24 protein-coding genes and 1 pseudogene are annotated in these 19395 nt (G+C 73.2%); 13 read left to right on the top strand and 12 right to left on the bottom strand.

The features are described 5' to 3' along the window. Positions 1-61 precede the first annotated feature (61 nt). Complete coding sequence (locus AB0I79_RS41135; RefSeq protein ID WP_357885367.1) at positions 62-538, bottom strand: YkvA family protein; 477 nt, start codon at positions 536-538, stop codon at positions 62-64. A 203-nt stretch (positions 539-741) separates the two neighbouring features. Between AB0I79_RS41135 and AB0I79_RS41130 the strand changes: the two genes are divergently transcribed. The 3 genes from AB0I79_RS41130 (at position 742) to AB0I79_RS41120 (ending at position 3523) form a co-directional block, all read left to right on the top strand. Then, a complete protein-coding gene (locus tag AB0I79_RS41130; RefSeq protein ID WP_357885365.1) occupies positions 742-894 on the top strand; it encodes a hypothetical protein in 153 nt (50 codons plus the stop codon). A gap of 333 nt (positions 895-1227) precedes the next feature. Next, positions 1228-2004: an LLM class flavin-dependent oxidoreductase gene (locus AB0I79_RS41125; RefSeq protein WP_357885363.1), complete on the top strand. Its 777-nt coding sequence runs from the start codon at positions 1228-1230 to the stop codon at positions 2002-2004. A gap of 130 nt (positions 2005-2134) precedes the next feature. Beyond that, positions 2135-3523 carry a glutamine synthetase family protein gene (locus tag AB0I79_RS41120; protein WP_357885361.1) on the top strand — a complete coding sequence of 463 codons (1389 nt, stop codon included), beginning with the start codon at positions 2135-2137 and terminating at the stop codon, positions 3521-3523. 72 nt (positions 3524-3595) lie between these two features. On the opposite strand, the gene AB0I79_RS41115 is transcribed toward AB0I79_RS41120, so the two are convergent. Then, a complete protein-coding gene (locus AB0I79_RS41115; protein WP_357885359.1) occupies positions 3596-4477 on the bottom strand; it encodes a LysR family transcriptional regulator in 882 nt (293 codons plus the stop codon). 96 nt (positions 4478-4573) lie between these two features. On the opposite strand from AB0I79_RS41115, the gene AB0I79_RS41110 reads away from it, so the two are divergent. The 5 genes and pseudogenes from AB0I79_RS41110 to AB0I79_RS41090 all read left to right on the top strand — a co-directional run bounded on the left by AB0I79_RS41110 (position 4574) and on the right by AB0I79_RS41090 (position 7275). After that, a complete protein-coding gene (locus AB0I79_RS41110) occupies positions 4574-5317 on the top strand; it encodes an arginase family protein (protein WP_357885357.1) in 744 nt (247 codons plus the stop codon). A gap of 84 nt (positions 5318-5401) precedes the next feature. Continuing rightward, positions 5402-5569 (top strand): annotated as a pseudogene (locus AB0I79_RS41105) (FAD-dependent monooxygenase); the annotation flags it as partial. A gap of 64 nt (positions 5570-5633) precedes the next feature. Continuing rightward, entirely contained in the window at positions 5634-5741 is a 108-nt protein-coding gene (locus AB0I79_RS41100) for a hypothetical protein (RefSeq protein WP_357885355.1), read from the top strand. Positions 5742-5836: 95 nt separating this feature from the next. Continuing rightward, positions 5837-6190 (top strand): STAS domain-containing protein, encoded by a 354-nt coding sequence (locus tag AB0I79_RS41095; RefSeq protein WP_357885353.1) that lies wholly within the window; start codon positions 5837-5839, stop codon positions 6188-6190. Positions 6191-6444: 254 nt separating this feature from the next. Next, entirely contained in the window at positions 6445-7275 is an 831-nt protein-coding gene (locus AB0I79_RS41090; protein WP_357885351.1) for a hypothetical protein, read from the top strand. A 166-nt stretch (positions 7276-7441) separates the two neighbouring features. Here AB0I79_RS41090 and AB0I79_RS41085 read toward each other — a convergent pair whose 3' ends face one another. Then, positions 7442-7786 (bottom strand): STAS domain-containing protein, encoded by a 345-nt coding sequence (locus tag AB0I79_RS41085; RefSeq protein WP_357885349.1) that lies wholly within the window; start codon positions 7784-7786, stop codon positions 7442-7444. Positions 7787-7941: 155 nt separating this feature from the next. Here AB0I79_RS41085 and AB0I79_RS41080 point away from each other — a divergent pair, with 155 nt between their 5' ends. Then, the gene (locus AB0I79_RS41080; protein WP_357885347.1) at positions 7942-8436 is read left to right on the top strand and encodes an archease; all 495 of its coding nucleotides are present in this window, start codon (positions 7942-7944) and stop codon (positions 8434-8436) included. Between the two features lie 59 nt (positions 8437-8495). On the opposite strand, the gene AB0I79_RS41075 is transcribed toward AB0I79_RS41080, so the two are convergent. The 5 genes from AB0I79_RS41075 to AB0I79_RS41055 form a co-directional block, all read right to left on the bottom strand. Further along, complete coding sequence (locus tag AB0I79_RS41075) at positions 8496-9920, bottom strand: RtcB family protein (protein ID WP_357885345.1); 1425 nt, start codon at positions 9918-9920, stop codon at positions 8496-8498. Positions 9921-10041: 121 nt separating this feature from the next. Then, complete coding sequence (locus AB0I79_RS41070; protein ID WP_357885343.1) at positions 10042-10890, bottom strand: aminoglycoside phosphotransferase family protein; 849 nt, start codon at positions 10888-10890, stop codon at positions 10042-10044. A gap of 6 nt (positions 10891-10896) precedes the next feature. Further along, entirely contained in the window at positions 10897-11691 is a 795-nt protein-coding gene (locus AB0I79_RS41065) for an SGNH/GDSL hydrolase family protein (RefSeq protein WP_357885341.1), read from the bottom strand. Beyond that, a complete protein-coding gene (locus AB0I79_RS41060; protein WP_357885339.1) occupies positions 11691-12254 on the bottom strand; it encodes a PadR family transcriptional regulator in 564 nt (187 codons plus the stop codon). The genes AB0I79_RS41065 and AB0I79_RS41060 overlap by 1 nt, the downstream gene beginning before the upstream one ends. A gap of 325 nt (positions 12255-12579) precedes the next feature. Beyond that, the gene (locus AB0I79_RS41055; protein WP_357885337.1) at positions 12580-13044 is read right to left on the bottom strand and encodes a MarR family transcriptional regulator; all 465 of its coding nucleotides are present in this window, start codon (positions 13042-13044) and stop codon (positions 12580-12582) included. A gap of 90 nt (positions 13045-13134) precedes the next feature. Here AB0I79_RS41055 and AB0I79_RS41050 point away from each other — a divergent pair, with 90 nt between their 5' ends. Continuing rightward, the gene (locus AB0I79_RS41050) at positions 13135-13314 is read left to right on the top strand and encodes a hypothetical protein (protein ID WP_080038241.1); all 180 of its coding nucleotides are present in this window, start codon (positions 13135-13137) and stop codon (positions 13312-13314) included. Between the two features lie 18 nt (positions 13315-13332). On the opposite strand, the gene AB0I79_RS41045 is transcribed toward AB0I79_RS41050, so the two are convergent. Together AB0I79_RS41045 and AB0I79_RS41040 are read right to left on the bottom strand one after the other, a co-directional pair. After that, on the bottom strand, positions 13333-14124 hold the full coding sequence (locus AB0I79_RS41045; RefSeq protein ID WP_357885335.1) for a class I SAM-dependent methyltransferase: 792 nt from the start codon (positions 14122-14124) through the stop codon (positions 13333-13335). 40 nt (positions 14125-14164) lie between these two features. Continuing rightward, positions 14165-15847, bottom strand: a complete 1683-nt coding sequence (locus AB0I79_RS41040; protein ID WP_357885333.1) for a CBM35 domain-containing protein — start codon at positions 15845-15847, stop codon at positions 14165-14167. A gap of 206 nt (positions 15848-16053) precedes the next feature. Here AB0I79_RS41040 and AB0I79_RS41035 point away from each other — a divergent pair, with 206 nt between their 5' ends. Together AB0I79_RS41035 and AB0I79_RS41030 are read left to right on the top strand one after the other, a co-directional pair. Continuing rightward, positions 16054-16464 carry a hypothetical protein gene (locus AB0I79_RS41035; protein ID WP_357885331.1) on the top strand — a complete coding sequence of 137 codons (411 nt, stop codon included), beginning with the start codon at positions 16054-16056 and terminating at the stop codon, positions 16462-16464. Between the two features lie 199 nt (positions 16465-16663). Then, positions 16664-17110, top strand: a complete 447-nt coding sequence (locus AB0I79_RS41030; RefSeq protein ID WP_357885329.1) for a DUF6010 family protein — start codon at positions 16664-16666, stop codon at positions 17108-17110. Between the two features lie 44 nt (positions 17111-17154). Here AB0I79_RS41030 and AB0I79_RS41025 read toward each other — a convergent pair whose 3' ends face one another. Further along, entirely contained in the window at positions 17155-17313 is a 159-nt protein-coding gene (locus AB0I79_RS41025; RefSeq protein ID WP_357885327.1) for a hypothetical protein, read from the bottom strand. A gap of 405 nt (positions 17314-17718) precedes the next feature. On the opposite strand from AB0I79_RS41025, the gene AB0I79_RS41020 reads away from it, so the two are divergent. Beyond that, positions 17719-18951, top strand: coding sequence for an MFS transporter (locus AB0I79_RS41020; RefSeq protein WP_357885325.1), 1233 nt, complete (start codon positions 17719-17721; stop codon positions 18949-18951). Positions 18952-19075: 124 nt separating this feature from the next. Here AB0I79_RS41020 and AB0I79_RS41015 read toward each other — a convergent pair whose 3' ends face one another. Further along, on the bottom strand, positions 19076-19384 hold the full coding sequence (locus tag AB0I79_RS41015; RefSeq protein ID WP_357885323.1) for a DUF6300 family protein: 309 nt from the start codon (positions 19382-19384) through the stop codon (positions 19076-19078). Positions 19385-19395 lie beyond the last annotated feature (11 nt).

The following is a 19395-nucleotide window of genomic DNA, read 5'->3' as shown; positions in this document are numbered from 1 at the left end:
CGTCGCGAACCCCACGTCGTGAACCCCACGTCGTGAACCTCTGCCAGCGCCCGCATACGTCTCAGGAACCCTGCTGATCGGTCCGGCCGTCCGCCTCGCGCCGGCGAGCAAGCCCTGACCGGGAATCCCCGTCGAGCCCGGTCAACCGGGCCAGCGCGGCGAAGCCGTCGTCGGTGCCCGGCCAGTGCCGGCGGACGGCCTGCAGACCGGCGCGGCGGACCACGGAGCGCAGCACCGCCGTGACGATGATGGCGTCGTCGGCATACCCCAGCACGGGGATGAAGTCGGGCACCAGGTCCAGCGGCAGGGCCAGGTAGCCCAGCAGCAGCGCGAGCCGCACGCGCACACCACGGGGCAGGGCGGGGTCGGCGGCCAGGCGGCGCACCAGGCGCAGCACGTCGGGCAGCAGCCGCAGCGCCTCCCGCAGCAGATTGCCGCGGGGCCGGACGACCGCCAGCGCGCCGATCATCGCCAGCCAGGCGACCAGCAGCGCGGCCCCGATCCCGATCAGCAGGTCCCAGCCCCACGACCCGGTCATGCCTGCCCCTTCTCAGGGGCGGTCACGGCAGTGGACGCGCCGATCGACGGCCGGTCCCGTTCCTCCAGATCGCCCATCACACGCTCACGCTACGCCGCTCCGCCGAAGGCCCGGAACGGGGCCCGCGATGAGCTTGGAATACGGCGCGGCACACGGCTGTTCTCGTCCATCAAAGATTCAACTTCTGATGGAGGGAATTTCTGGTGGCCATCGCATTCATGCTCGTCATGAGCCTCATCGTGGGCAGCTTCCTCACCGGCGCCATGATCGCCGTCGTGCTGAGCGGCATCAGGGACCGCCAGTGGCCCGTCCTGTGGCGGCGGCGCGTGGTCTACCGCGGCTTCATCCCCCGCTGACCCCACCGGTCCCCCTTCTGGGCCGGCGACGTCCGCCAGGCGCGGACACCCGCACTCGCCGCACGCACGCTCCCGCCACTCGCGGTAACGTCGGAGCAAGGTCGGCCGCGAACGACGCCCGCCGCTCGCGGCCCTCGGCCATCAAGCGCCCAATCCACCGCACCAGCGGCCGCTACTGGCGCGCCGCGAGCTGCGCGCCTACCACCATGGAGACGGCCGGACGAGCTGAGCCGGCCACCCCAGAGTCCACCCAACGGGCCGAGCCGGCCCCGGCCGCAGGTAGGGGGCGGGGCGCCACGCGAGCACACGATCACCACCGCATAGCCTTGACCCATGGTGCGCTTCGCTATCGGCCTGCCCAACGTCGGCGAGTTCGGAGACCCCACCCTCCTGACCGAACTCGCCGTCGCCGCCGAAGAACACGGCTGGGACGGCGTCTACCTCTGGGACCACCTCCTCTACCACGATCCCGGCTGGCCCGTCGCCAACCCCACCGTCACGCTGTCCGCCATCGCCGCCCGCACCCACCGCATTCGCCTGGGCATCCTCATGACGGCGCTCCCACGCCGACGCGTCCAGACGGTCGCCAAGGAAACCGCGACCCTCGACCGGCTGTCCGAAGGACGGCTCGTCTTCGGCGCCGGCCTCGGCTCCATGGACACCGAGTACACCGACTTCGGCGAGGACCCCGACCTGAAGATCCGCGCCGCCAAACTCGACCGCGGCCTGGACGACCTGACCCACCTGTGGCAGCGACTCCTGCCACCACCCGTCCAGCGGCCACGCATCCCCATCTGGTGCCCCGGACGATGGCCCACCCGTGCCGGCTTCCGCCGAGCCGCCCGCTGGGACGGCGCGATGCCCACCTTCCACCACTTCGGCCAGGACCGCCCCGTCCCCCCATCGGAGTTCGCCCAGGTGGTCGACTATCTCGCCGAACAACGCGGCACCCTCGACGGCTACGACATCGCCCTCGAAGGACGCGCCGCCGACGGCCTCGTCGACGCCTACACCGCAGCCGGCATGACCTGGTGGATCGAGGCCATGGGCTGGTGGCGCGGCGGCGTCCGCGACGCCCGCGCGACCATCACCGCCGGACCGCCCCGCTGAGCCCCCGGATCAAGCCACACATCCACGGACATACCCCTCGACCAGCCAAAACCCGCGAGCGTGGCATCCCCTCGACTCGCCCCGCCGGCTATAAGGTGCCACGCGGGCCGCACACCAAGAGGGGATGCCGATGCTCGACCACACCACCACCGGCGCACCGCAAGCCGACACCCAGACACTCGACCTCGACCTCGCCGCCGCAGGCGTCGCCGGCGTCATCATCACCTGGGCCGACAACAACGGCATCCCGCGCTCGCGCACCGTACCCGTCGAACAGTTCACCGCCGCGACCGAGCGCGGCATCGGCATCACGCCCCTCTTCGCCGTCTTCGACTCCCACGACACCATCACCTTCGACCACCCCCCGCTCGGCACCCCCTCGGGCGACATCCGCCTGATTCCCGTCACCGACCGCATCGTCCAGCTCGCCGGACAACCCTCCTTCGCCTGGGCCCCCGGACGCCAGATCGCCCCCGACGGCTCCCCCTGGCCCTACGACCAGCGAACCGCCCTCGAACGCCAGGTCGCCCGCGCCGCCGACCTCGGCATCCAGATCCGCGCCGGGTACGAGATCGAATTCCACCTCAGCCCGGCCGACGACACCGGCGACGACCCCCGCCCCGTCTACGACGGCCCTTCCTACGGCCCCACCAAGATGCTCGCCGTGGACGCCTTCGCCGGACAGCTGCTCCGCGACCTCAACCGCAACGGCATCCCCGTCGGCCAGCTCCACGGCGAATACGGCGCCGGCCAGTACGAGCTCAACATCGCCCCCGCCGACCCCGTCACCGCCGCCGACCGCCAGCTCCTCACCCGCCAGACCATCCACGCCGCCGCCCGCAACCACGGACTGCGCGCCAGCTTCGCCCCCCTCGTCACCCCCGGCCACGTCGGCAACGGCTGGCACCTGCACACCTCACCCTCCCGCGCCGGCGCCAACCTCCTCTCCGGCGGCCACGGCCCCGCCGGCATCACCCAGGAAGGCGCCGCCTACCTCGCCGGCCTCCTCCGCGACCTGCCCGCCATCGTCGCCATCACCGCCCCCAGCCTCTCCTCCCTGCAACGCCTGCGACCCGGATACTGGTCCGGCGCCTACACCTGCTGGGGCGTGGAGAACCGCGAAGCCGCACTCCGGCTCGTCCCCACCACCCCGCTCCTCGGCCCCGACCACGCCAACCTCGGACTCAAACCCTCCGACGCCTCCGCCAACCCCTACCTCGCCCTCACCGCCGTCATCGCCGCCGGCCTCGCCGGCATCGAGGACGGCCTCACACCCCCCGACCCCGTCCAGGAGGACCCCGGCACCTGGACCGACCAGCAACGCGCCCAGCACGGCATCCACCGCCTGCCCACCACCGTCCAGCAGCAACTCCGCGCCCTGCTGGACAACCCCCGCATCCGCGCCGCGCTGGGCGAGGAGATCACCGACGCCTTCCGCGCCGTACGCACCTCCGACGCCGACCGCGCCGGCGACCTCCACCCGGCCGACATCATCCGCGCCTACCGCTGGCTCTACTGACCGGCCGGCGCCTCACCCCTCACGCCGACACCGCATATCGCACTCACAGCCAAGCGCCTTTACATTGTAGATTCATTCCAGGAGCAGGTCGAGGATGGCGTTGACCGCGGGGGTCGCGGTGCGGACGAGGGCGTAGCTGGTGCGGGTGATCTCGATCGTGGAGATCGGGCGCAGCACGACGCCCCCGGGCACGCCGACGGCGGTGGCGACCAGCTCGGGGACGAGGGCCACCCCCAGCCCCTCCCGCACCATGCGCAGCACGAGCGCGTAGTCGTCGGCCGTGTGGATGACGTTCGGGCGGAAGCAGCCCGCCAGGGCGCAGGCGCGGTCGAGCATCTCGTGGTCGCTGGTCCCCTGCGAGCCGGCGATCCACGGCTCCTCCCGCAGGGCGCGCAGGTCCACCGCGCCGGACGCCGTCGGGTGATCGGCGGGCAGGGCCATCAGCATCGGCTCGACGCCCAGGAACCGGCGCGTGACTCCCGGCCGGGGGTCCTCCGGGATGAGGCTGTAGGTGAACGTGATCGCCACGTCGCACCTGCCGGCACGCAGCGCCTCGACGGCCTCGCGAGGTTCGAGCTCATGGACGATCACGTGCAGGCCGGGGTGGCGGCCCCGGGCCGCGGCGATCGCCGGCAGGAGGCGGGCGACGGCCGCCGTGGCGAAACAGGCCACCCTGACCGGCCCTCGCGGGGTCGCGGCCGAGCGGAGGTCCTCCTCGGCGGCGTCCAGGGCGTCCAGGACGACATGCGCGTGCCGTACGAGCCGCTGCCCCTCGGCGGTCAGGCGGACCCGCCGGCCCGCCCGCTCGAACAGCGGCACCCCGGCCTCCCGTTCCAGGGCGGCGAGCTGTTGCGAGACGGCGGACGAGGTCAGGCCGCCCATCTCGGCGACGGCCGTCATCGTGCCGTGCTCGGCGAACTCGCGCAGCAGGCGCAGCCTGACCGGATCCAACATCAAGCACATCTTATAGATCCGTGCAGAACTACTAAGTGGACGTTGCCGATGAGGCGAGGCGACACTGTCGGTCCACCCCTTCAAGAGGAGAGCGACATGCTGACCGTCGTCGAGGTTCCGCAGTGGCAGGGATCGTCATCACCCACCGCACCCAGGCTGGTCGAAGGCGCCGCCCGGCTGGCGGCCATGATCCCCGGGGCGGCCGCGCACGTGCGGGTCGAGACCGGCACGACCCTGGCCGAGACCGCCGACCGCGTACGGCAGGCGCTCCCCCGCGACGGGTTCACCGTCACGGTCGGCGGCGACTGCGGTGTCGAGCTCGAACCGGTCACGGCCGCGCTGCGCCGGCACGGCGACCGCCTGCACGTCGCCTGGTTCGACGCCCACGGCGACATGAACACCCCCGACACGTCCCCGTCGGGCGCCTTTCACGGCATGATCCTCCGCACGCTCCAGGGCGACGGCCCGCCCGGCCTCGTCCGCTCCCCCGCGCTGCGTCCCGGCCAGGTCGCCCTGGCCGGCACCCGCTCGCTGGACCCGGCCGAGGCCGACCACATCCGCCGGTCCGGCATCGGCGGCCTGGACACCATCGGCTCGGACGCCGTCGTCTACGTGCACGTGGACCTCGACGTCCTGGACGGCATCACCTCGGTCGGTTACCCGGAGCCTGACGGCCTGTCCGCCCAGGCACTCACCGAGGCGATCGCCGGGCTCGCCGCCCGCCACGAGATCGCCGGGCTCGGCATCACCGAGTACGCGCCCGCCGACCCGCGCGACGAGGAGCTGCTGCGGGGGCTGGTCCCTGAGCTCGTACGCCTGTGTGCCGCCTCGCGTCGATAGCTGCCGACAAATCTTGGCCAACAACCGTCGACACCACGGCGCCGGGGTGACGGTGTCCACTGCGGCGGGGAGCGGCAGGTGCCGCGGTATCGGGTGGGCGGGTGTTGTGGCCGGGGATGCCGCGCATGTGTGGTCAGGGTATGAACACCGGTCTGCAGGATGCGGCGAACCTGGGCTGGAAGCTGGCCGCGGTGCTGGGGGGTGCGCCGCAGGCGCTGCTGGACAGCTATCACGGTGAGCGGGTATCCGGTGGGGCGTTCGGTGCTGCGCAGCAGCGGCGCGCTGATCCGCGCCCGCCCGCCCCGGCGGCCCGCTGATGCTCATCCGCCCCGACGGGTACATCGCCTGGACCGGCACCGACACCACCGACCTGCACCGCACCCTGGCCGAGCTCGCCGGGCCGCCCGCTGAGAGCCGCCGGTGATCCGCTAGCTCGGCGGCGCAGGGGTAGTGTCCGCATCAGGAAGGTCCGGAGGCGTGGCCGCGACCGATCACCTGCAACGGTGAGGTGAGTGAGCCATGGCCTACATGTCGAGCCTTCTCGCGCATGGCCGCTGGACCGTCGTCCGCGTCACCGGCACCGTCGACGACTGGCGGATGCCGGCACTCCGTGCCCAGCTCGCCGACGCCGTGGACGTCTGCCCGCGCGTGGCCGTGGACCTGTCCGGCTGCCGGCTGACGGGCACCCGCTGGATGGGCGTCCTGCTGGAGGCCGGGCGCCGCGCGCACGACCGTGGTCACCTGTTCGCCGTCGTCAGTCCCCGGCCGCACGCCACGCGCCTGTGCCTGCCGGTTCTGGCCAGGGGCGGGCGGCTGCTGCTGTGCTGGTCCATGGAGCAGTTGCCGAAGCTGGAACCCGTCGGACGCCACTAACCGGACGACGGCGGTGAAACCGGTGGGAACCCACCGAGTCCGTGCGACGTCCAACCAGAGCTAGCGTTCGCGCCGGGCACCCGCGCCACCCCGTGGCGGTGCCGGCGCCGTAGTCCGACCTGTTCGCCTTCGACTGACGACGCGAGTCAGACCCCCGCCCTCCACGCCGTGGCGGTTTGTGCCATGCGTTCGTACGGAGGGCTGCTGTCCCCGATCCGATCCCACCGACCCCCGTGGAGGACCAGGTGACGCCCATGAGTTCCGGCCAACCGCACGAGGAACGTCCCCGCCGCCGGCGGATCCCCCGGCAACTGCTCAAGCTCGCCACCATCGCGATCGTCGCCACCAGCGGCCTCGGGGTGACCGTATCGGCCTCGGCCGCCACTCCGGCCCCGGCGCCCTCCGCCACCGAAACCCCGGCCGAAACCCCCACCCCGACACCCACCGAAACCCTCACCCCGACGCCCACCGGGACACCGACGACCTCGCCCACGCCGGCCGAGCTGCCGCCCATCAACCCGTGGGGGTTCGTCGGCACGATGCACGGCGAGTTCTCGGTGGCGACCAAGGACGGGTGCGGCGCCGTCACGCTGCTCACCCAGACCGGGCAGGTGACCGCGCTGGCGGACGGCTCCATCACGGTACGCAGCCAGGACGGGTTCGAGCAGGCGTACACGATCGACGAGTCCACGCGCCAGCCTCGGGTGCGGCTCCGTGACGGCGAGGAGAGCCGGCTCCAGCAGGACGGCTGGGTCTCGGTGACGGCCACCACGGACGGCCAGACGGCCAGGGCGGCCTACATCCTGGACCTCTCGCAGCCCATGAGGCTCCACCCGCAGGACAAGAGCGGCTGGCGGCGCGCCAAGCAGTGGTGGGCGATCGTCCCGAACTGGCAGACTCCGACCCCGTGCCCCACCCCGACCCAGACGGCCACGCCGCTGCCGACCGACACCGCCACGGCCGTCCCGACGGAGGCCCCCACCGAGGTCCCGACCGAAACACCAACCGAGACGCCGCCTGAGACGCCGACCGGAACCCCGACCGAAACGCCCACGCAGACGCCGACCCCGACCCCCACCTCCTGAGCCGATCCGCGCCTGGTTCCCGGGCGGTCACCCTCACCCACCAGGAACCGATCACCCGTCACGTAACGGGAACCGGCCGGCCGTCGGCCGTCTCCGGTTGCCCGGCGTCGGAGGTCAGCACGGCTGTCCGACGTCGGAGGTCAGCACGGCTGTTCGAGGTCGCGGGTCAGAGCGCGCGTAGCTCGGCGACGGCCTCCTCCAGCGTCGAGCGCAGGTCGAGGACCCGGTCGAGGCCGCGCTGCCGGAAGAGCGCCCGCATCAGGTCGCCGGTCTCGCACACCAGCGCCCGGCCTCCCGCCGCCCGCGCGTGGTGGTGCATCGCGAGCAGCACGGTCAGGCCGTAGGAGTCGGCCGAGGTCAGGGCGCCGAGGTCGATCGCGACCCGCGGCAGCGCCCGGGCCAGCGCGGCCTGCAGCAAAGGGCAGGTGTCCATGTCGAGCTCGCCGCTGACGGTGACCACGGTGACGCGCGAGTCGAGCTCGACCTCGCTGATCCGCAGGCGTTCCGTCATGGCGCGCCTCGCCGTCGGGCCTCCGTCAACCGGTTGATCATCACGACGACTCTATCCGGATCCCGGACCTTCCCTGGCCCCGGTTGGCGTACATCCTGCCGTTTCTTGACGCCGGCGGGCTTTGCGGGCGGGCCCGTCCCTGGTGGAGTGGCAGCATGAGCAGAGGTCACCGCGCGGTCCCGCACACCGCCGACATCGCGCTGGAAGCATGGGCGGGTGGCCGCGAGGAGTGCCTGGCGGAGGCGGTGCGGGCGCTGGTGGAGAGCTTCGCCGACCTCAGTACGGCCCCCGCGCCGGACGATGACGTCGGCTTCCCCGCGCCCGGCCACGACGGCGGTGAGGCCTCGGGCGACGGCGAGGCTGCGGCCGACGATCCAGTCCCGGGCGGCGGTGGGGTCCCGGGCGGCGGTCAGGGGGATGGCGCGGGGATGCTGATCGCGCTGCTGGAAGAGGTGATCTACCAGGTCGAGGTGCACGGCCGCGTGGTCGTGGACGTCCGGCCCGGGCAGGAGGGCGGCCTGCGGCTGGCCACCGTCCCCGCCGAGGCAGTCGAGCAGGTCGGCGCGATGCCGAAGGCGGTCACCACGCACGGCTTGCGATTCGGCCGGGAGGACGGTGAGTGGCGGGCGCGGGCGGTGGTGGACGTCTGAGCCACCTGAACCCCTGACCCGCCCATCCCCACCGCCGACCCTGTGACCACCGGACCGGCCTACCCCTTGACCACCCCGACAGGCGCGAGTTTGGCGACCTTCCTGGCCAGGCCCGCCAGGTGGCACGCCGTCACCACCGCGTCCACGTCCTTGTACGCGTGCGGCGTCTCCTCTGCCAGCCCCCGCGCCGACGCCCCCCGCACAGCGACCCCCGCCTCCTTCAGCTCCGCCCGCAGCCTGGCCGCCGACGTGCTCTTGAGCGCCTGGTGACGGCTCAGCCGCCGCCCCGCCCCGTGGCAGGCCGACGCGAACGCGGGCGCGTCCGGGGTCCCGGCCAGCACGTACGAGCCCACCCCCATCGAGCCGGGCACCAGCACCGGCTGCCCCACCGCCCGCAGGTCCGCCGGCAGGTCCTCGTGACCGGGCGGCAGGGCCAGGGTCGCGCCCTTACGGTGCACGCACAGCCGCCGCGCCCGGCCTTCGACGTGGTGCGTCTCCAGCTTGGCGAGGTTGTGCGAGACGTCGTACAGCAGGCTCAGCCCGCCGTCCCCGGTGGCGCGCTCGAAGGCGCGGCGGGCGGCCTGGCCGAGGAGCTGCCGGTTGGCCCGGCCGTAGTTCGCGGCGGCCGCCATCGCCGACAGGTACGCCTGCCCTTCCGGCGAGGTGACCGGCGCGCACGCGAGCTGCCGGTCCGGGACGCTGATGCCGTACCTGGCCATGGCCGCCTCCATGACGCGCACCGAGTCGGTGCACACCTGGTGACCCAGCCCGCGGGAGCCGGTGTGGATGAGCACGCAGACGCGCCCCGGCCACAGCCCGTACGCCCGCGCGATCTCCTCGTCGAAGACCTCGGAGACCGCCTCCACCTCCAGGAAGTGGTTGCCGGAGCCGAGGCTGCCGACCTGCGCCAGCCCGCGCTCCCTGGCACGGGCGCCGATCGCGGCGGGGTCGGCGTCGGCCACGGCGCCGCGGTCCTCGCAGCGCTCCAGGTCGGCGGGTTCGCCGTGGCCGCGTTCCACGGCGTACCTGGCGCCACCGGCCAGGACCTCCTCCAGCTCGGCCGGGCCGCGCAGGTGCCACACCGCGCCCTTGCTCATGCCCCGCGGGATCGTCTCGTCGAGCGCGTCCATGACGGCGTCCAGCCGCGGGCGCAGCTCGTCGAGGTGCAGGCCGGACAGCAGCAGGCGCACGCCGCACGAGATGTCGAAACCCACCCCTCCGGGCGAGACCACCCCGTCGCGCTCCACGTCGGTGGCCGCCACCCCGCCGATGGGGAACCCGTACCCCCAGTGCATGTCGGGCATCGCGTACGAGGCCTCGACGATCCCCGGCAGCGTGGCCACCGCCGCCACCTGCCCCAGCGCCTGGTCAGCGGAGGGATCCGGCAGCAGGTCGGCGGTGGCGAACACCACGCCCGGCACCCGCATCGGCGCCTCGACGTCGATCCGCCAGCGATACGGGGTCTCCTCGACCAGCCTCATCATGGTGCCCCCTCCCCTCCCCCGGCCTTACCCCGCCGCACCCTCCGCATGCCCGCGATGCCGCAAGATGGCCCGATTCATCACCGCAGATCAGCGCCGCCGGCCAGCCGCCGGTGCCGCGCGATCACGGTGCCGTGAGGGCCGCCTCGATGCCGGCGCCGTGCCGCTCCAGCCACGCCTCGCGCCGCTTGATCTGGTCCCCCACGCCCTCCTCCCACATGCGCGCCCACCCGCCGCCCAGTTCCTCGGCGTTCCGCCTCATCAGGAACCACGACCGCCGCGTCCGCATCACGGCCACCTCGACCAGCCGCGACCGGTCGATCTCCGGCATGCCGTACGCGTCGGCGAGGATCCGGCAGCGGCGCGGCACGTCCACCTCCCGCAGCAGCGGGTCGGCGTCCGCGGGGTCGCCGAGCGGCGCCCAGTACAACATCGCGTTGTACAGCTCGTCCACCCTGGTCACCGGCCGGGCGATGTCGAAGTCGATCAGCGCGGCGGCCTCGCCGTCGCGGAAGACAAGGTTGTCCGGCGTGTAGTCCATGTGCCCGACCAGCTCCACCGGGTACGGCGGCTCGGGCGGCGTGCCCGGCGGATCCGCCAGTCCGAGGCCGGGCCGCACCCCGACAGGCACGGCGAAGGCCGCGACGGCCTCGTGGTAGGCGCGTACGAGCCGCCCCACCGACGCCAGCCGCCCCTCGTCGGCGATCCACGGCGGCCGCGGCCGCCCGGCCACCTCGCCGGGCACGAAGCTCAGCACCTCCCGCCCGGCCGCGTCCACGCCGAGGAACCGCGGAGCTCCCGCGAACCCGGCCTCCTCCAGGTGCCGCAGCAACGCGTGCACGAGCGGCGCGTTCGTGCCGACCGTCCGGCGGACCGTGTCGCCGACGCGTACGACCCCCTCGGTGACGTCCCCGCCGGCCAGCGGGATCTCGGGAGGGGACTCGGGCGGTTCGGCGTACGTGACGGCGTTCATCTCACCTCAGAGGAGCGTCGGGGAGTCCCCATGATCGCATGGGACGGGAGCGAGCAGCGGGCGCTTGGCCGTGCGCCCGTCCCCCGAGGAGCGCCCGCGCAGGCGCCGGCCGATCCACGGCCCCGCGAACGTCGCCAGCCACCGCGCCTCGGCCGCCGCCGACCGCCAGGCCCTCGGCGCGGGCAGCGCCGGCAGCGGCGCCATCCACGTGTCGTCGCTGCCCGGCAGCCCCAGCGCGTGCGCCACCGCGGCGGCGAACCTGGCGTGCCCGATCGGGCTGGCGTGCAGCCGGTCGCGGCTCCACATGCGCGCGTCGGTCACGTACTCCAGCGGGTAGGTGTCCACCAGCGTCACCCCGTGCCGGGCCGCGGCCTCGCGGATGCGCTCGTTGACGTCCAGCACGCGCGGCACCAGCGGCCGGGCCATCGGCGCGATCTTGCCGATGTCGGGGAACGTCACGGTCACCACGTGCGCGCCCGCCTCCACCAGGGCGGCGAACATCTCCTCCAGCACCCCGGCCACCAGCGCGGCGTCGAAGCCGGGGCGGATCACGTCGTTCATGCCCGCCATGACGGTCGCCAGGTCGGGCCGCAGCTCCAGCGCCACCGGGAGCTGCTCGTCGCGGATCTGCGCCGCCGTCCGGCCGCGCACGGCCAGGTTGGCGTACAGCAGGCCCGGGTCGGCGCGGGCCAGGTGCTCGGCGAGCCGGTCGGCCCACCCGCGGTGGCCCAGGACGTCGTCACCGTCGCCCAGCCCTTCGGTCTGGCTGTCGCCGAGCGCGACGTACCGCGTGTACGTCATCACACCCTCCTCCTCGCCCGCTCCTCCAGCACCTGCGCGGTCCGCCGGCACCAGTCGCGCATCTCCCTCTCCAGCCGGCACCCGCCCAGGCAGGACAGGTACGGCCCGATCCGCTCACCCGCGCGCAGGAACTCCTCCTCGTCGAGCTCGCCGCGCAGCCGCCGCAGGATCTGCTCGAACAAGGCCAGCTTGGCGGCGGCCTCCTCGGCCCGCTCCCGAAGCTGGGCGATCAGCGGGGCCGGGTCCACCAGGTCCGCGGCATGCACCTTGACGGCCAGGTCGTCGCGGAGGAGAAGGGGCTTGGCCGGGGTGGCGGCGAAGGCGGCCAGCTCGTCCAGCCCCGCCTGGGTGACCTTGAACACGCGCTTGTTCGGGCGGCCCTGCTGGACGATTTCGCGCCCTGCCACGAGGGCGTCGGCCTCCAGCTTGGTCAGCTCGGCGTAGAGCTGCTGGGGGGCGGCGTACCAGAAGTTGGAGACGCCGACGTCGAAGATCTTCGTGAGCTGGTAGCCGCTGTACTCGCCGTCGAGCAGCGCCGCCAGCACCGCGTGCCGAAGAGCCACCGCTAGTCATCTTCATTACTAGTCATGCTGGTGACTATAGGTTGGCTCTTCGCTCGCGGCAAGGACCTCCTTGTCGGCGGGCGCCTTTACAAAGTAGATCAATAGATTTGGAAAGCCCCCGCCCCGAAGTGGTACGTCATCCGCACCCCGGCCCTCCGACGTAGAAGAGGCACGACCACGCGAGGAGACCGAGATGCGCGCCACCCGAACGATGATGCGGCCGAAGCCGGCACGCCCCCGCCCCGGCCTGGATCTACGGACGCCGTCCGGGCGCCGGCTCCCGTACTGAGACGCCCGCCTCCGGACCGCGGAGGCGGGCACCACGTCAGCCCGCGGCGTCACCGGAGCGGCGGGCGGCCGCGATCACGCGCGTCAGCGACTCGTGCAGGTGCTGCAGCTCCTCCAGGCTCATGCCGAGCCGGGCCACGATCGCGGGCGGGATCTTCTCGGCCCGTGCCCGCAGCGCGCGCCCCTCGGTGGTGAGGGTCACGGCCAGCGCGCGCTCGTCCTTGCTGCTGCGCTCACGCCGGATGTAACCGAGCGCCTCCAGCCGCTTGAGCAGGGGCGACATGGTGCCGGGGTCGAGCTGGAGCAGCTCCCCCAGCTCCTTGACCGACAGCGGCTCCCGCTCCCAGAGCGCCAGCATCGCCAGGTACTGGGGATGCGTCAGACCCATGGGCTGCAGCAGCGGCCGGTAGAGCGCGATCACGCTGCGCGAGGCGATGCTGAGGGCGAAGCACACCTGGCGGTCCAGCGCCAGCAGATCTGTTGCCTCTGTCACAGGCTCCATCGGTGTGCACCTCCATCGTCTGCTGGTAGCTTACTTGGTGTACAAACTATTAGGGAACAAATCGTTTCGGCCCGGCTGGAGGACCTCCCCATGTTTCACCGCAAGCCGCTGGAGGAGCGCATCGCCGAGCGCCAGGCCAAGCTGCCTCCACTGAAGGAGGGCAAGCACTTCGAGCACGGCCCGGCCAAGTTCGTGTTCGTGTCGTTGCTCGTCGCCGTGGCGCTCATGCACTTCGTCGGGCTGGCCGTCGTCATGCACTTCTCCTCCTGACGGCGCCCGGTCCCGCCGTCAGCGGCGGCGGCAGATCATCATCTCGGTCGTGGGGCTCTCCCTCAGCAGGCGGACGAGCCGCCGTTCCAGCGGGTAGAGCAGCGATCCCGCCAGGCCGCCGGTCTGCTCGCTCAGGGTGAGCGCGCGCAGGAAGCCGCCCCACAGCTTGCGCCAGACGGGGTTCGCGTCGACCTGGGCGTTCATGAGGACGAGCATCGGCATCCGCCGCATCACGTCGAACCCGGCCTCGTCGAGAGCCTTGGTGATCCACGGCAGCGTGTGGTTGACCTGGTGGTCGCCGCGCTGCTCGGGCCGCTGCAGGAAGTTCTCCGACAGGACGAAGATCCCGCCGGGGCGCAACGCGGCGGCCACGGAGCCCAGCGCCGCCTTGTAGCGGGCGTCGTCGGTGATGTGGAAGAGCATGTCCATGGCCGAGACCGCGTCGAACGAGCCCTGCTCCAGCGTGTCGCCGGGCTCGGCGATGTCCACCTCGTGGAACTCCACCCCGGGGAAGCGCCCGCGCAGCCGCTCCACCGCCGCCGCCGTGAGGTCGCAGCCGACGATCGACTTGACGCCCAGCCCCTGCCAGCGGCGCACGTAGAAGCCCGTCCCCGAGCCGATGTCGAGGACGCGGGCGTCGGGCAGATGGAGGGGCAGCGTGGCGGCCTCACGGTCGAAGACCTCCGCGCGCACGCGGTACATCCAGGTGTTGAACGCCCGGCCGAGCGCCGCGTAGCCGACCCCGCTCTCGGTCCAGTCGGACTGCAGGCGCCGCTCCCAGAAGCCTTTCAGTTCACCATGCGTCTTCATCCGGCAAGGCTAACGGCCGCGGCGGCGGGCCGTCGGCAGGTCAGGCGATCTCGACGTGATCCAGCTCGGCCCAGCGGCTGTGGTGCTGGAAACGCAGCGTGTTCCAGCCGCGGGTGAGCGGCAGCGAGGCCGTCACCTGCCGCCAGACGTCCCAGCCGTGGTGGGGGTAGTCGAGGGTGAACCGGGTGGAGCCGTTCACCGTCACAATGTGCTGCGCGTCGCCGTATCCGGCGGCGTAGGTCACGTACGCGATGTAGCGTCCGTCCTTCGGCGCGTACACCCGCAGGTCGACCCGGCTGTCCTCGTGGTCGAGGCCGGCCACGACCGTGCCCTGTGACGCGCCGACGGCGCCGGGGCGGGTGCGCGCGCGGCTGATCTGCCCGGCCTCCGCCTCGTAGCGGGCCCGCGGGGCGGTGCGCCCGTCGCGCTCGGGCGGGGCGTCGAGGGTACGGGTGCCGCGGAAGGTCTCGCCCGCGATGCGGTAGCCGTGCGCGGCCTCGCCGCCGGTGTGGCCGGGGCCGACGTCGAGGGTGTCGGTGGTGGTCCAGGCGCCGCCGATCTGCTGCTCGACGGCGTAACCGAACTCGTTGAAGTCCCACTCCGAGGAGACGAACGTGTTGACGACGGCCAGCGTGCCCTGGCCGGCGGTCAGGGACGGTGGGAGGTCGACGTGCTGCTCCGCCCAGCCGTCGAGGCCGTCGGGGAGCGGATCCCACTGCCCGGCGGGGGCGCCGTTCACGCCGATGGTGGCGCGCTGGCGGGAGACGCGGGCGTCCAGGCGGCGGACCAGCCGCACGGGGCCGCCCGCCGGGTCGATCCGGACGGTGAAGCGGCTCGACCCGCCGGGGCCGAACGCGCGCCCGTCGTCGGTGACCGTGTCCCGCCCCGGCCACACGAGGGCGGCGGCGACCACGGTCGCGGCGGCGGCCGGCGCGGCGAGCAGCAGCGCCCAGCGCCGCCTGCGCCTCCGCCCTGCGGCGGGGGCCGGCTCCCCCGCTGCGGGCCCGTCCGCTCCCGGCCCGTCCGCTCCCGGCGCGACCGCCGAGGCCGGGGAGCTCGGAGGGTGCGCGGCGGCGGGCGTGCTCGGGAGGGGTTGAGGTTGCGCGGCGGCGGGCGTGCTCGGGAAGGGTTGAGATGGCACGGCGGCGGGCGTGGCCGGCGGCGGCGTCATCGGCCCACCGGCCGGCGGCGGCACCACCCGACCCACCACCTGCGGAGCCGCTTGGCCCGCCGCTTGGCCCGCCGCCTGGGGTGCCGCCTGGGGTGCCGCCGGCTGACCGCCCGGCTGCGGGACCGCCGACCCACCGTCCGGTTGCTGACCGGCCGGCGCTGGCGGCCGGTACTGGCCCGGTACGGCCGGCATGCGTGCGAGCCGTACCCGCTCCCAAGCCCGCTCCCACGCGGGCAGCCGGTGCTCGGGCACCTGGCAGGCCCGCAGGAACGCCATCATCACCGCCTTGCGCGGGAAGCGCCGCCCCGCCAGCATGTCGGCGCAGGTGGCGCGGGGCAGCCGGGTGCCGCCCTCCCGGTCGGCCCGCGCCTGCAGCTCCCGCAGCGACACGTCGGCCCGCGCGAACTGCTCGGCCAGCATCGCCACCAGTTCCTCATGGCTGTTCACCGACTCCGGCACGGGCCCGCCCTCCTCCCCCGCCGCCGGGAGATCCTTGTCCGGATCCGCGTTCGCCGACCCCTCGGGCTCCGGCCCGTTCCTGACCCCACCCACACCGGAAAGTATACGAACCATTACTCACCGTGTCCGGATGTGGCGGCAAAGTGTCCGAGGCCGGCGCGCGGGCGGACGGGTCCGGACGAGTTCGCACGCGTCCGTCTGCCCCTCTGTTGGACACCCCGGCTGCCCCGTTTAGCTGGCACAGCGCCGGCCGGGAGCCCCCCGAGCACGGCCATCCGACACGAGAGAGCGGCAACCTCATGCGTAAGAACCTCCACCAGGCCACCCGCACGTTCCGCCTGCGCACCGCGCTCGCCTCCTGCGGCGTCACCGCCCTGGCGGTCGTGGCCTGCCTGTCCGTCCCGGCCGCCGCGGCGCCGCAGCATCCTTCGGCCACGGAGCTGCAGCGTGCGAGAGCGGCATGCCCGTCCGGGAACGTGTGCATCTATCCGGACACGTCCTCCAGCGGCAACCCGGACACCTACTACAGGTACGGCGCCCACAACCTGAGGAACGTCTTCGGCAACCGCCTGATCATCAACAACCAGACCGGCGGCGCGGGCTTCCGGCTCTGCGCCGCCTACGGCGGGCAGAACTGCGGTGTCCGCCTTGGCCCCGGCGAGTACGTCGCGAACCTGTCGCCGGTCAACTCCATCCTGCTCGAGCCGTAACCGGCGGCGTCCGCGAGCCGGTCAGGCCGGGCCTTCCCCCTGAGGCCCGGCCTGACCCGTTCGCCGGGGAACGTGGCAGGAATCCGTTGGAAGTTGTCAATTCACCCCGTGGGGCGCCGCTCGCCGGCCGTTCTAAGCTGGCGGCGCCCTCGGCCGGGGTCATTGTCCCTTCCCGCCACGTTTCACAGAACGGACCGAGATGTCCATCATCATGCCGATCGTGATCGGCCTGATCGCCGTCACCATCGTCTCCCTCGTCCCCGAGCCGCACCGCCGCCCGCTCAACGCCATCCTGGTCGGCGGGGCGGGCGCCGCCTACCTGAGCGGGTTCGGGCTCGGCTACTGGGAGTTCGTGCTGCCCGTCGTCATGGCGTACGTCGCGTACCGGGGTCTCAAGAGCTGGACCTGGATCGGAGTCGGCTGGCTGCTGCACACCGTGTGGGACGTCTTCCACCACCTCAAGGGCAGCCCCATCCTGCCCATCTCGCACGACTCCTCCCTCGGCTGCGCCATCTGCGACCCGGTGATCGCCCTGTGGTGCTTCGCGGGCGGCCCGTCCATCCCCGGCTGGATCCGCGCCCGCTTCACCCGCAGGCCGGCCACCCCGCTCGCCACCGGCCCCGGGCAGCCCGGGCAGCCCGGGTAGCCCGCCTCGACCGACGGCATCCCGTGCGGCGGCCGGAGCCTCCATCAGCGCCTCGTCCGGGAGCGCCGTGGCGCTTCTGGCTCCGGCCGGTTCGACAACCAGCGCAGCAGGCGGAAGGCGCGCTCGCTGATCACATCGGAGCCGAACAACGCCGCCGCGACGACCACCACCGCGACCGACGCCTCGATCACGGCCAGCGTCACTCCGAGGGCAGCATGAGCCGACCACGCCAACGCGGGCACGCCAAGGCCCACCGTTCCGACACCTGCCGCCCGTACCCAGGCAGCGCGTGCCAAAGGCTCCATCCCAGCCACCACCTCCCGATGAACCCGACACCCCCGTGTCGGTCGAGCCCATGGGGCAATCTGGCGGCATGGCGCCTCGGCAAGAACCCTACCCGCCTTGCGGCGAGCGCGTAGAAGAAGAGGGCGATCGCTGACGTTTCGGGGCGAATACCCGGTTTCCTCGTCGCAGCCCCACGCCAAGCCTTGCGGACAGCCGGGACCTCGGCGGACAACCGCTGGTTGTCCGTGCGCGCGCGCCCGTTGTTTGAGTGTGCGGCCCTCTCCCGTGTTGGATCGGCACCCGGTCCGATCGGAGGGAGAGGGATGGCGGGCGACGATGGTCTGGGACGTGATTTCGGCCGGCTGTGGGGGGCCTACGCGACCAGTTCCCTGGGCACGTGGCTGGCGCTGGACTCGCTCCCGCTGATAGCCGTCCTCGTGCTGGACGCGAGCGCCGCGCAGCTCTCCTGGATGGCGGCGGCCTCCGGGGCGGCCGGCGCGCTGCTGGCGGTGCCGCTGGGCCCGTGGGTCGAGTTCCAGCGGAAGCGGCCGCTGATGATCCGCGCCGATCTGGTGCGCTTCCTCGTGCTCATGAGTGTGCCTGCCGCCCACCTGCTGGGGCTGCTGAGCTACGTCCAGCTCCTGGCGGTGGCCGTGGTGGTCGCCGTGTCGGACATCGTCTTCGTCGGGGCGAGCGGCGCGCATCTGAAGTCCCTCGTCCCCGACCGGCACCTGACGCGGGCCAACGGCCGGTTCGAGACCGTCACCTGGGTGTCCACGGCCATCGGCCCGCCGGCCGGCGGGGCGCTCATCGGCCTCCTCGGGCCGGTCGCCACGGTCGTCGTGAACGCCGTCAGCTACGCGCTGTCCGCGCTCGGCATCCGCGCGATCGCCGCGCCCGAGCCCGCTCCGCCGGTTCCGCCCGTCTCACCCGTCCCGCCCGCCCGGGCCGCCCGGGCCGCCGGCGGCTCCCGCCTGGCGGAGGTGGCGGCGGGCTGGCGCACGATCGCCGCCGACCGGGACCTGCGCCTGCTGCTCGCCAACACCGTGCTGGTGAACGCGCTCATCATGGCCACCGCTCCCCTGCTGCTCCACCTGATGCTGAACGACCTGGGCTTCACCCCGCTGGAGTACGGGCTCGGCTTCGGCATCCCCTGCCTCGGCGGCATCGTGGGCGCGCGGCTGTCCCGGCCGCTGGTGCGCCGCTTCGGGGAGCGGCGGATCCTGCTCGTCTTCGGCGCCGCCCGAGCCCTCTGGCTGGTCGGGCTGGTCTTCGTCGGGCCCGGAACGGGCGGGCTGCTCGTCGTCATGGCGGTCGAGATGGCCATGATCACGTGCATCGGGGTCTTCAACCCGGTGCTGGCGACCTACCGGCTGCGCAGGCCGCCGAAGGAGACGCTGGCCCGCGTCCTGACCGCGTGGACCATCACCAGCCGTGCGGCCATCGCCGCGGCCACGGCCCTGTGGGGCGTGCTGGCCGGCGTGGTCGGCGGGCGGGCGGCGATCGCCGTCGCGGGGATCCTGCTCATCGGCACCACCGCCCTCCTGCCGCGTTGACGGCGCGAGGCCGGCGAGGCGCCAGGCGTGCTCGGGCGCAGTGCGTGACGGGCGCAGGGCGTGACGGGCGCAGGCGTGACGGGCGCAGGCGTGACGGGCGCAGGGCGTCCGCCCCTGGGGCGGATCAGAGCTCGCCCCTGCGCCAGGCGTCCGCCTCGGCCCGCAGCGCGTCCTCGTCCGGCGCCTGCGGCCGGGCCCGGCCGGCCCACTGGTGCAGCAGCCGGGCCAGGAGAGCCGCGTGCTCGGGGCGGGCCGTGCCGTGGACGGCGAAGTAGGTGACGAGCGGGTCGCCCGCGTCGCAGCGGGCGCACAACAGCACCTCCCCGCGCCCGCGCACCGGGCGGCCAGACGCGTTCGTCCAGGTGCGCGGCAGGCGCAGGACGGCCAGCACCTCGCCGGTGCGGCAGCGGGGGCAGGCGGGAGCGCCGCTCATGCACTGCCGAT

The sequence above is a fragment of the Nonomuraea sp. NPDC050202 genome, from assembly GCF_040656115.1.
Taxonomy (GTDB): domain Bacteria; phylum Actinomycetota; class Actinomycetes; order Streptosporangiales; family Streptosporangiaceae; genus Nonomuraea.
The sequence above is the reverse complement of the archived record's forward strand: the minus strand, read 5'-3'. Positions and strand labels throughout refer to the sequence as shown.

Bases quoted from the DNA above. Each gene is read 5' to 3' on its own strand.
- AB0I79_RS41090 (WP_357885351.1), top strand. From the start codon at position 6,445: ATGAGTTCCGGCCAACCGCACGAGGAACGTCCCCGCCGCCGGCGGATC.
- AB0I79_RS41065 (WP_357885341.1), bottom strand. From the start codon at position 11,691: ATGACGTACACGCGGTACGTCGCGCTCGGCGACAGCCAGACCGAAGGG.
- AB0I79_RS41085 (WP_357885349.1), bottom strand. From the start codon at position 7,786: ATGACGGAACGCCTGCGGATCAGCGAGGTCGAGCTCGACTCGCGCGTC.
- AB0I79_RS41070 (WP_357885343.1), bottom strand. From the start codon at position 10,890: ATGAACGCCGTCACGTACGCCGAACCGCCCGAGTCCCCTCCCGAGATC.
- AB0I79_RS41110 (WP_357885357.1), top strand. From the start codon at position 4,574: ATGCTGACCGTCGTCGAGGTTCCGCAGTGGCAGGGATCGTCATCACCC.
- AB0I79_RS41050 (WP_080038241.1), top strand. From the start codon at position 13,135: ATGTTTCACCGCAAGCCGCTGGAGGAGCGCATCGCCGAGCGCCAGGCC.
- AB0I79_RS41020 (WP_357885325.1), top strand. From the start codon at position 17,719: ATGGCGGGCGACGATGGTCTGGGACGTGATTTCGGCCGGCTGTGGGGG.
- AB0I79_RS41015 (WP_357885323.1), bottom strand. From the start codon at position 19,384: ATGAGCGGCGCTCCCGCCTGCCCCCGCTGCCGCACCGGCGAGGTGCTG.
- AB0I79_RS41045 (WP_357885335.1), bottom strand. From the start codon at position 14,124: ATGAAGACGCATGGTGAACTGAAAGGCTTCTGGGAGCGGCGCCTGCAG.
- AB0I79_RS41075 (WP_357885345.1), bottom strand. From the start codon at position 9,920: ATGATGAGGCTGGTCGAGGAGACCCCGTATCGCTGGCGGATCGACGTC.
- AB0I79_RS41035 (WP_357885331.1), top strand. From the start codon at position 16,054: ATGCGTAAGAACCTCCACCAGGCCACCCGCACGTTCCGCCTGCGCACC.
- AB0I79_RS41080 (WP_357885347.1), top strand. From the start codon at position 7,942: ATGAGCAGAGGTCACCGCGCGGTCCCGCACACCGCCGACATCGCGCTG.
- AB0I79_RS41135 (WP_357885367.1), bottom strand. From the start codon at position 538: ATGACCGGGTCGTGGGGCTGGGACCTGCTGATCGGGATCGGGGCCGCG.
- AB0I79_RS41115 (WP_357885359.1), bottom strand. From the start codon at position 4,477: ATGTTGGATCCGGTCAGGCTGCGCCTGCTGCGCGAGTTCGCCGAGCAC.
- AB0I79_RS41120 (WP_357885361.1), top strand. From the start codon at position 2,135: ATGCTCGACCACACCACCACCGGCGCACCGCAAGCCGACACCCAGACA.
- AB0I79_RS41055 (WP_357885337.1), bottom strand. From the start codon at position 13,044: ATGGAGCCTGTGACAGAGGCAACAGATCTGCTGGCGCTGGACCGCCAG.
- AB0I79_RS41030 (WP_357885329.1), top strand. From the start codon at position 16,664: ATGTCCATCATCATGCCGATCGTGATCGGCCTGATCGCCGTCACCATC.
- AB0I79_RS41095 (WP_357885353.1), top strand. From the start codon at position 5,837: ATGGCCTACATGTCGAGCCTTCTCGCGCATGGCCGCTGGACCGTCGTC.
- AB0I79_RS41100 (WP_357885355.1), top strand. From the start codon at position 5,634: ATGCTCATCCGCCCCGACGGGTACATCGCCTGGACCGGCACCGACACC.
- AB0I79_RS41125 (WP_357885363.1), top strand. From the start codon at position 1,228: ATGGTGCGCTTCGCTATCGGCCTGCCCAACGTCGGCGAGTTCGGAGAC.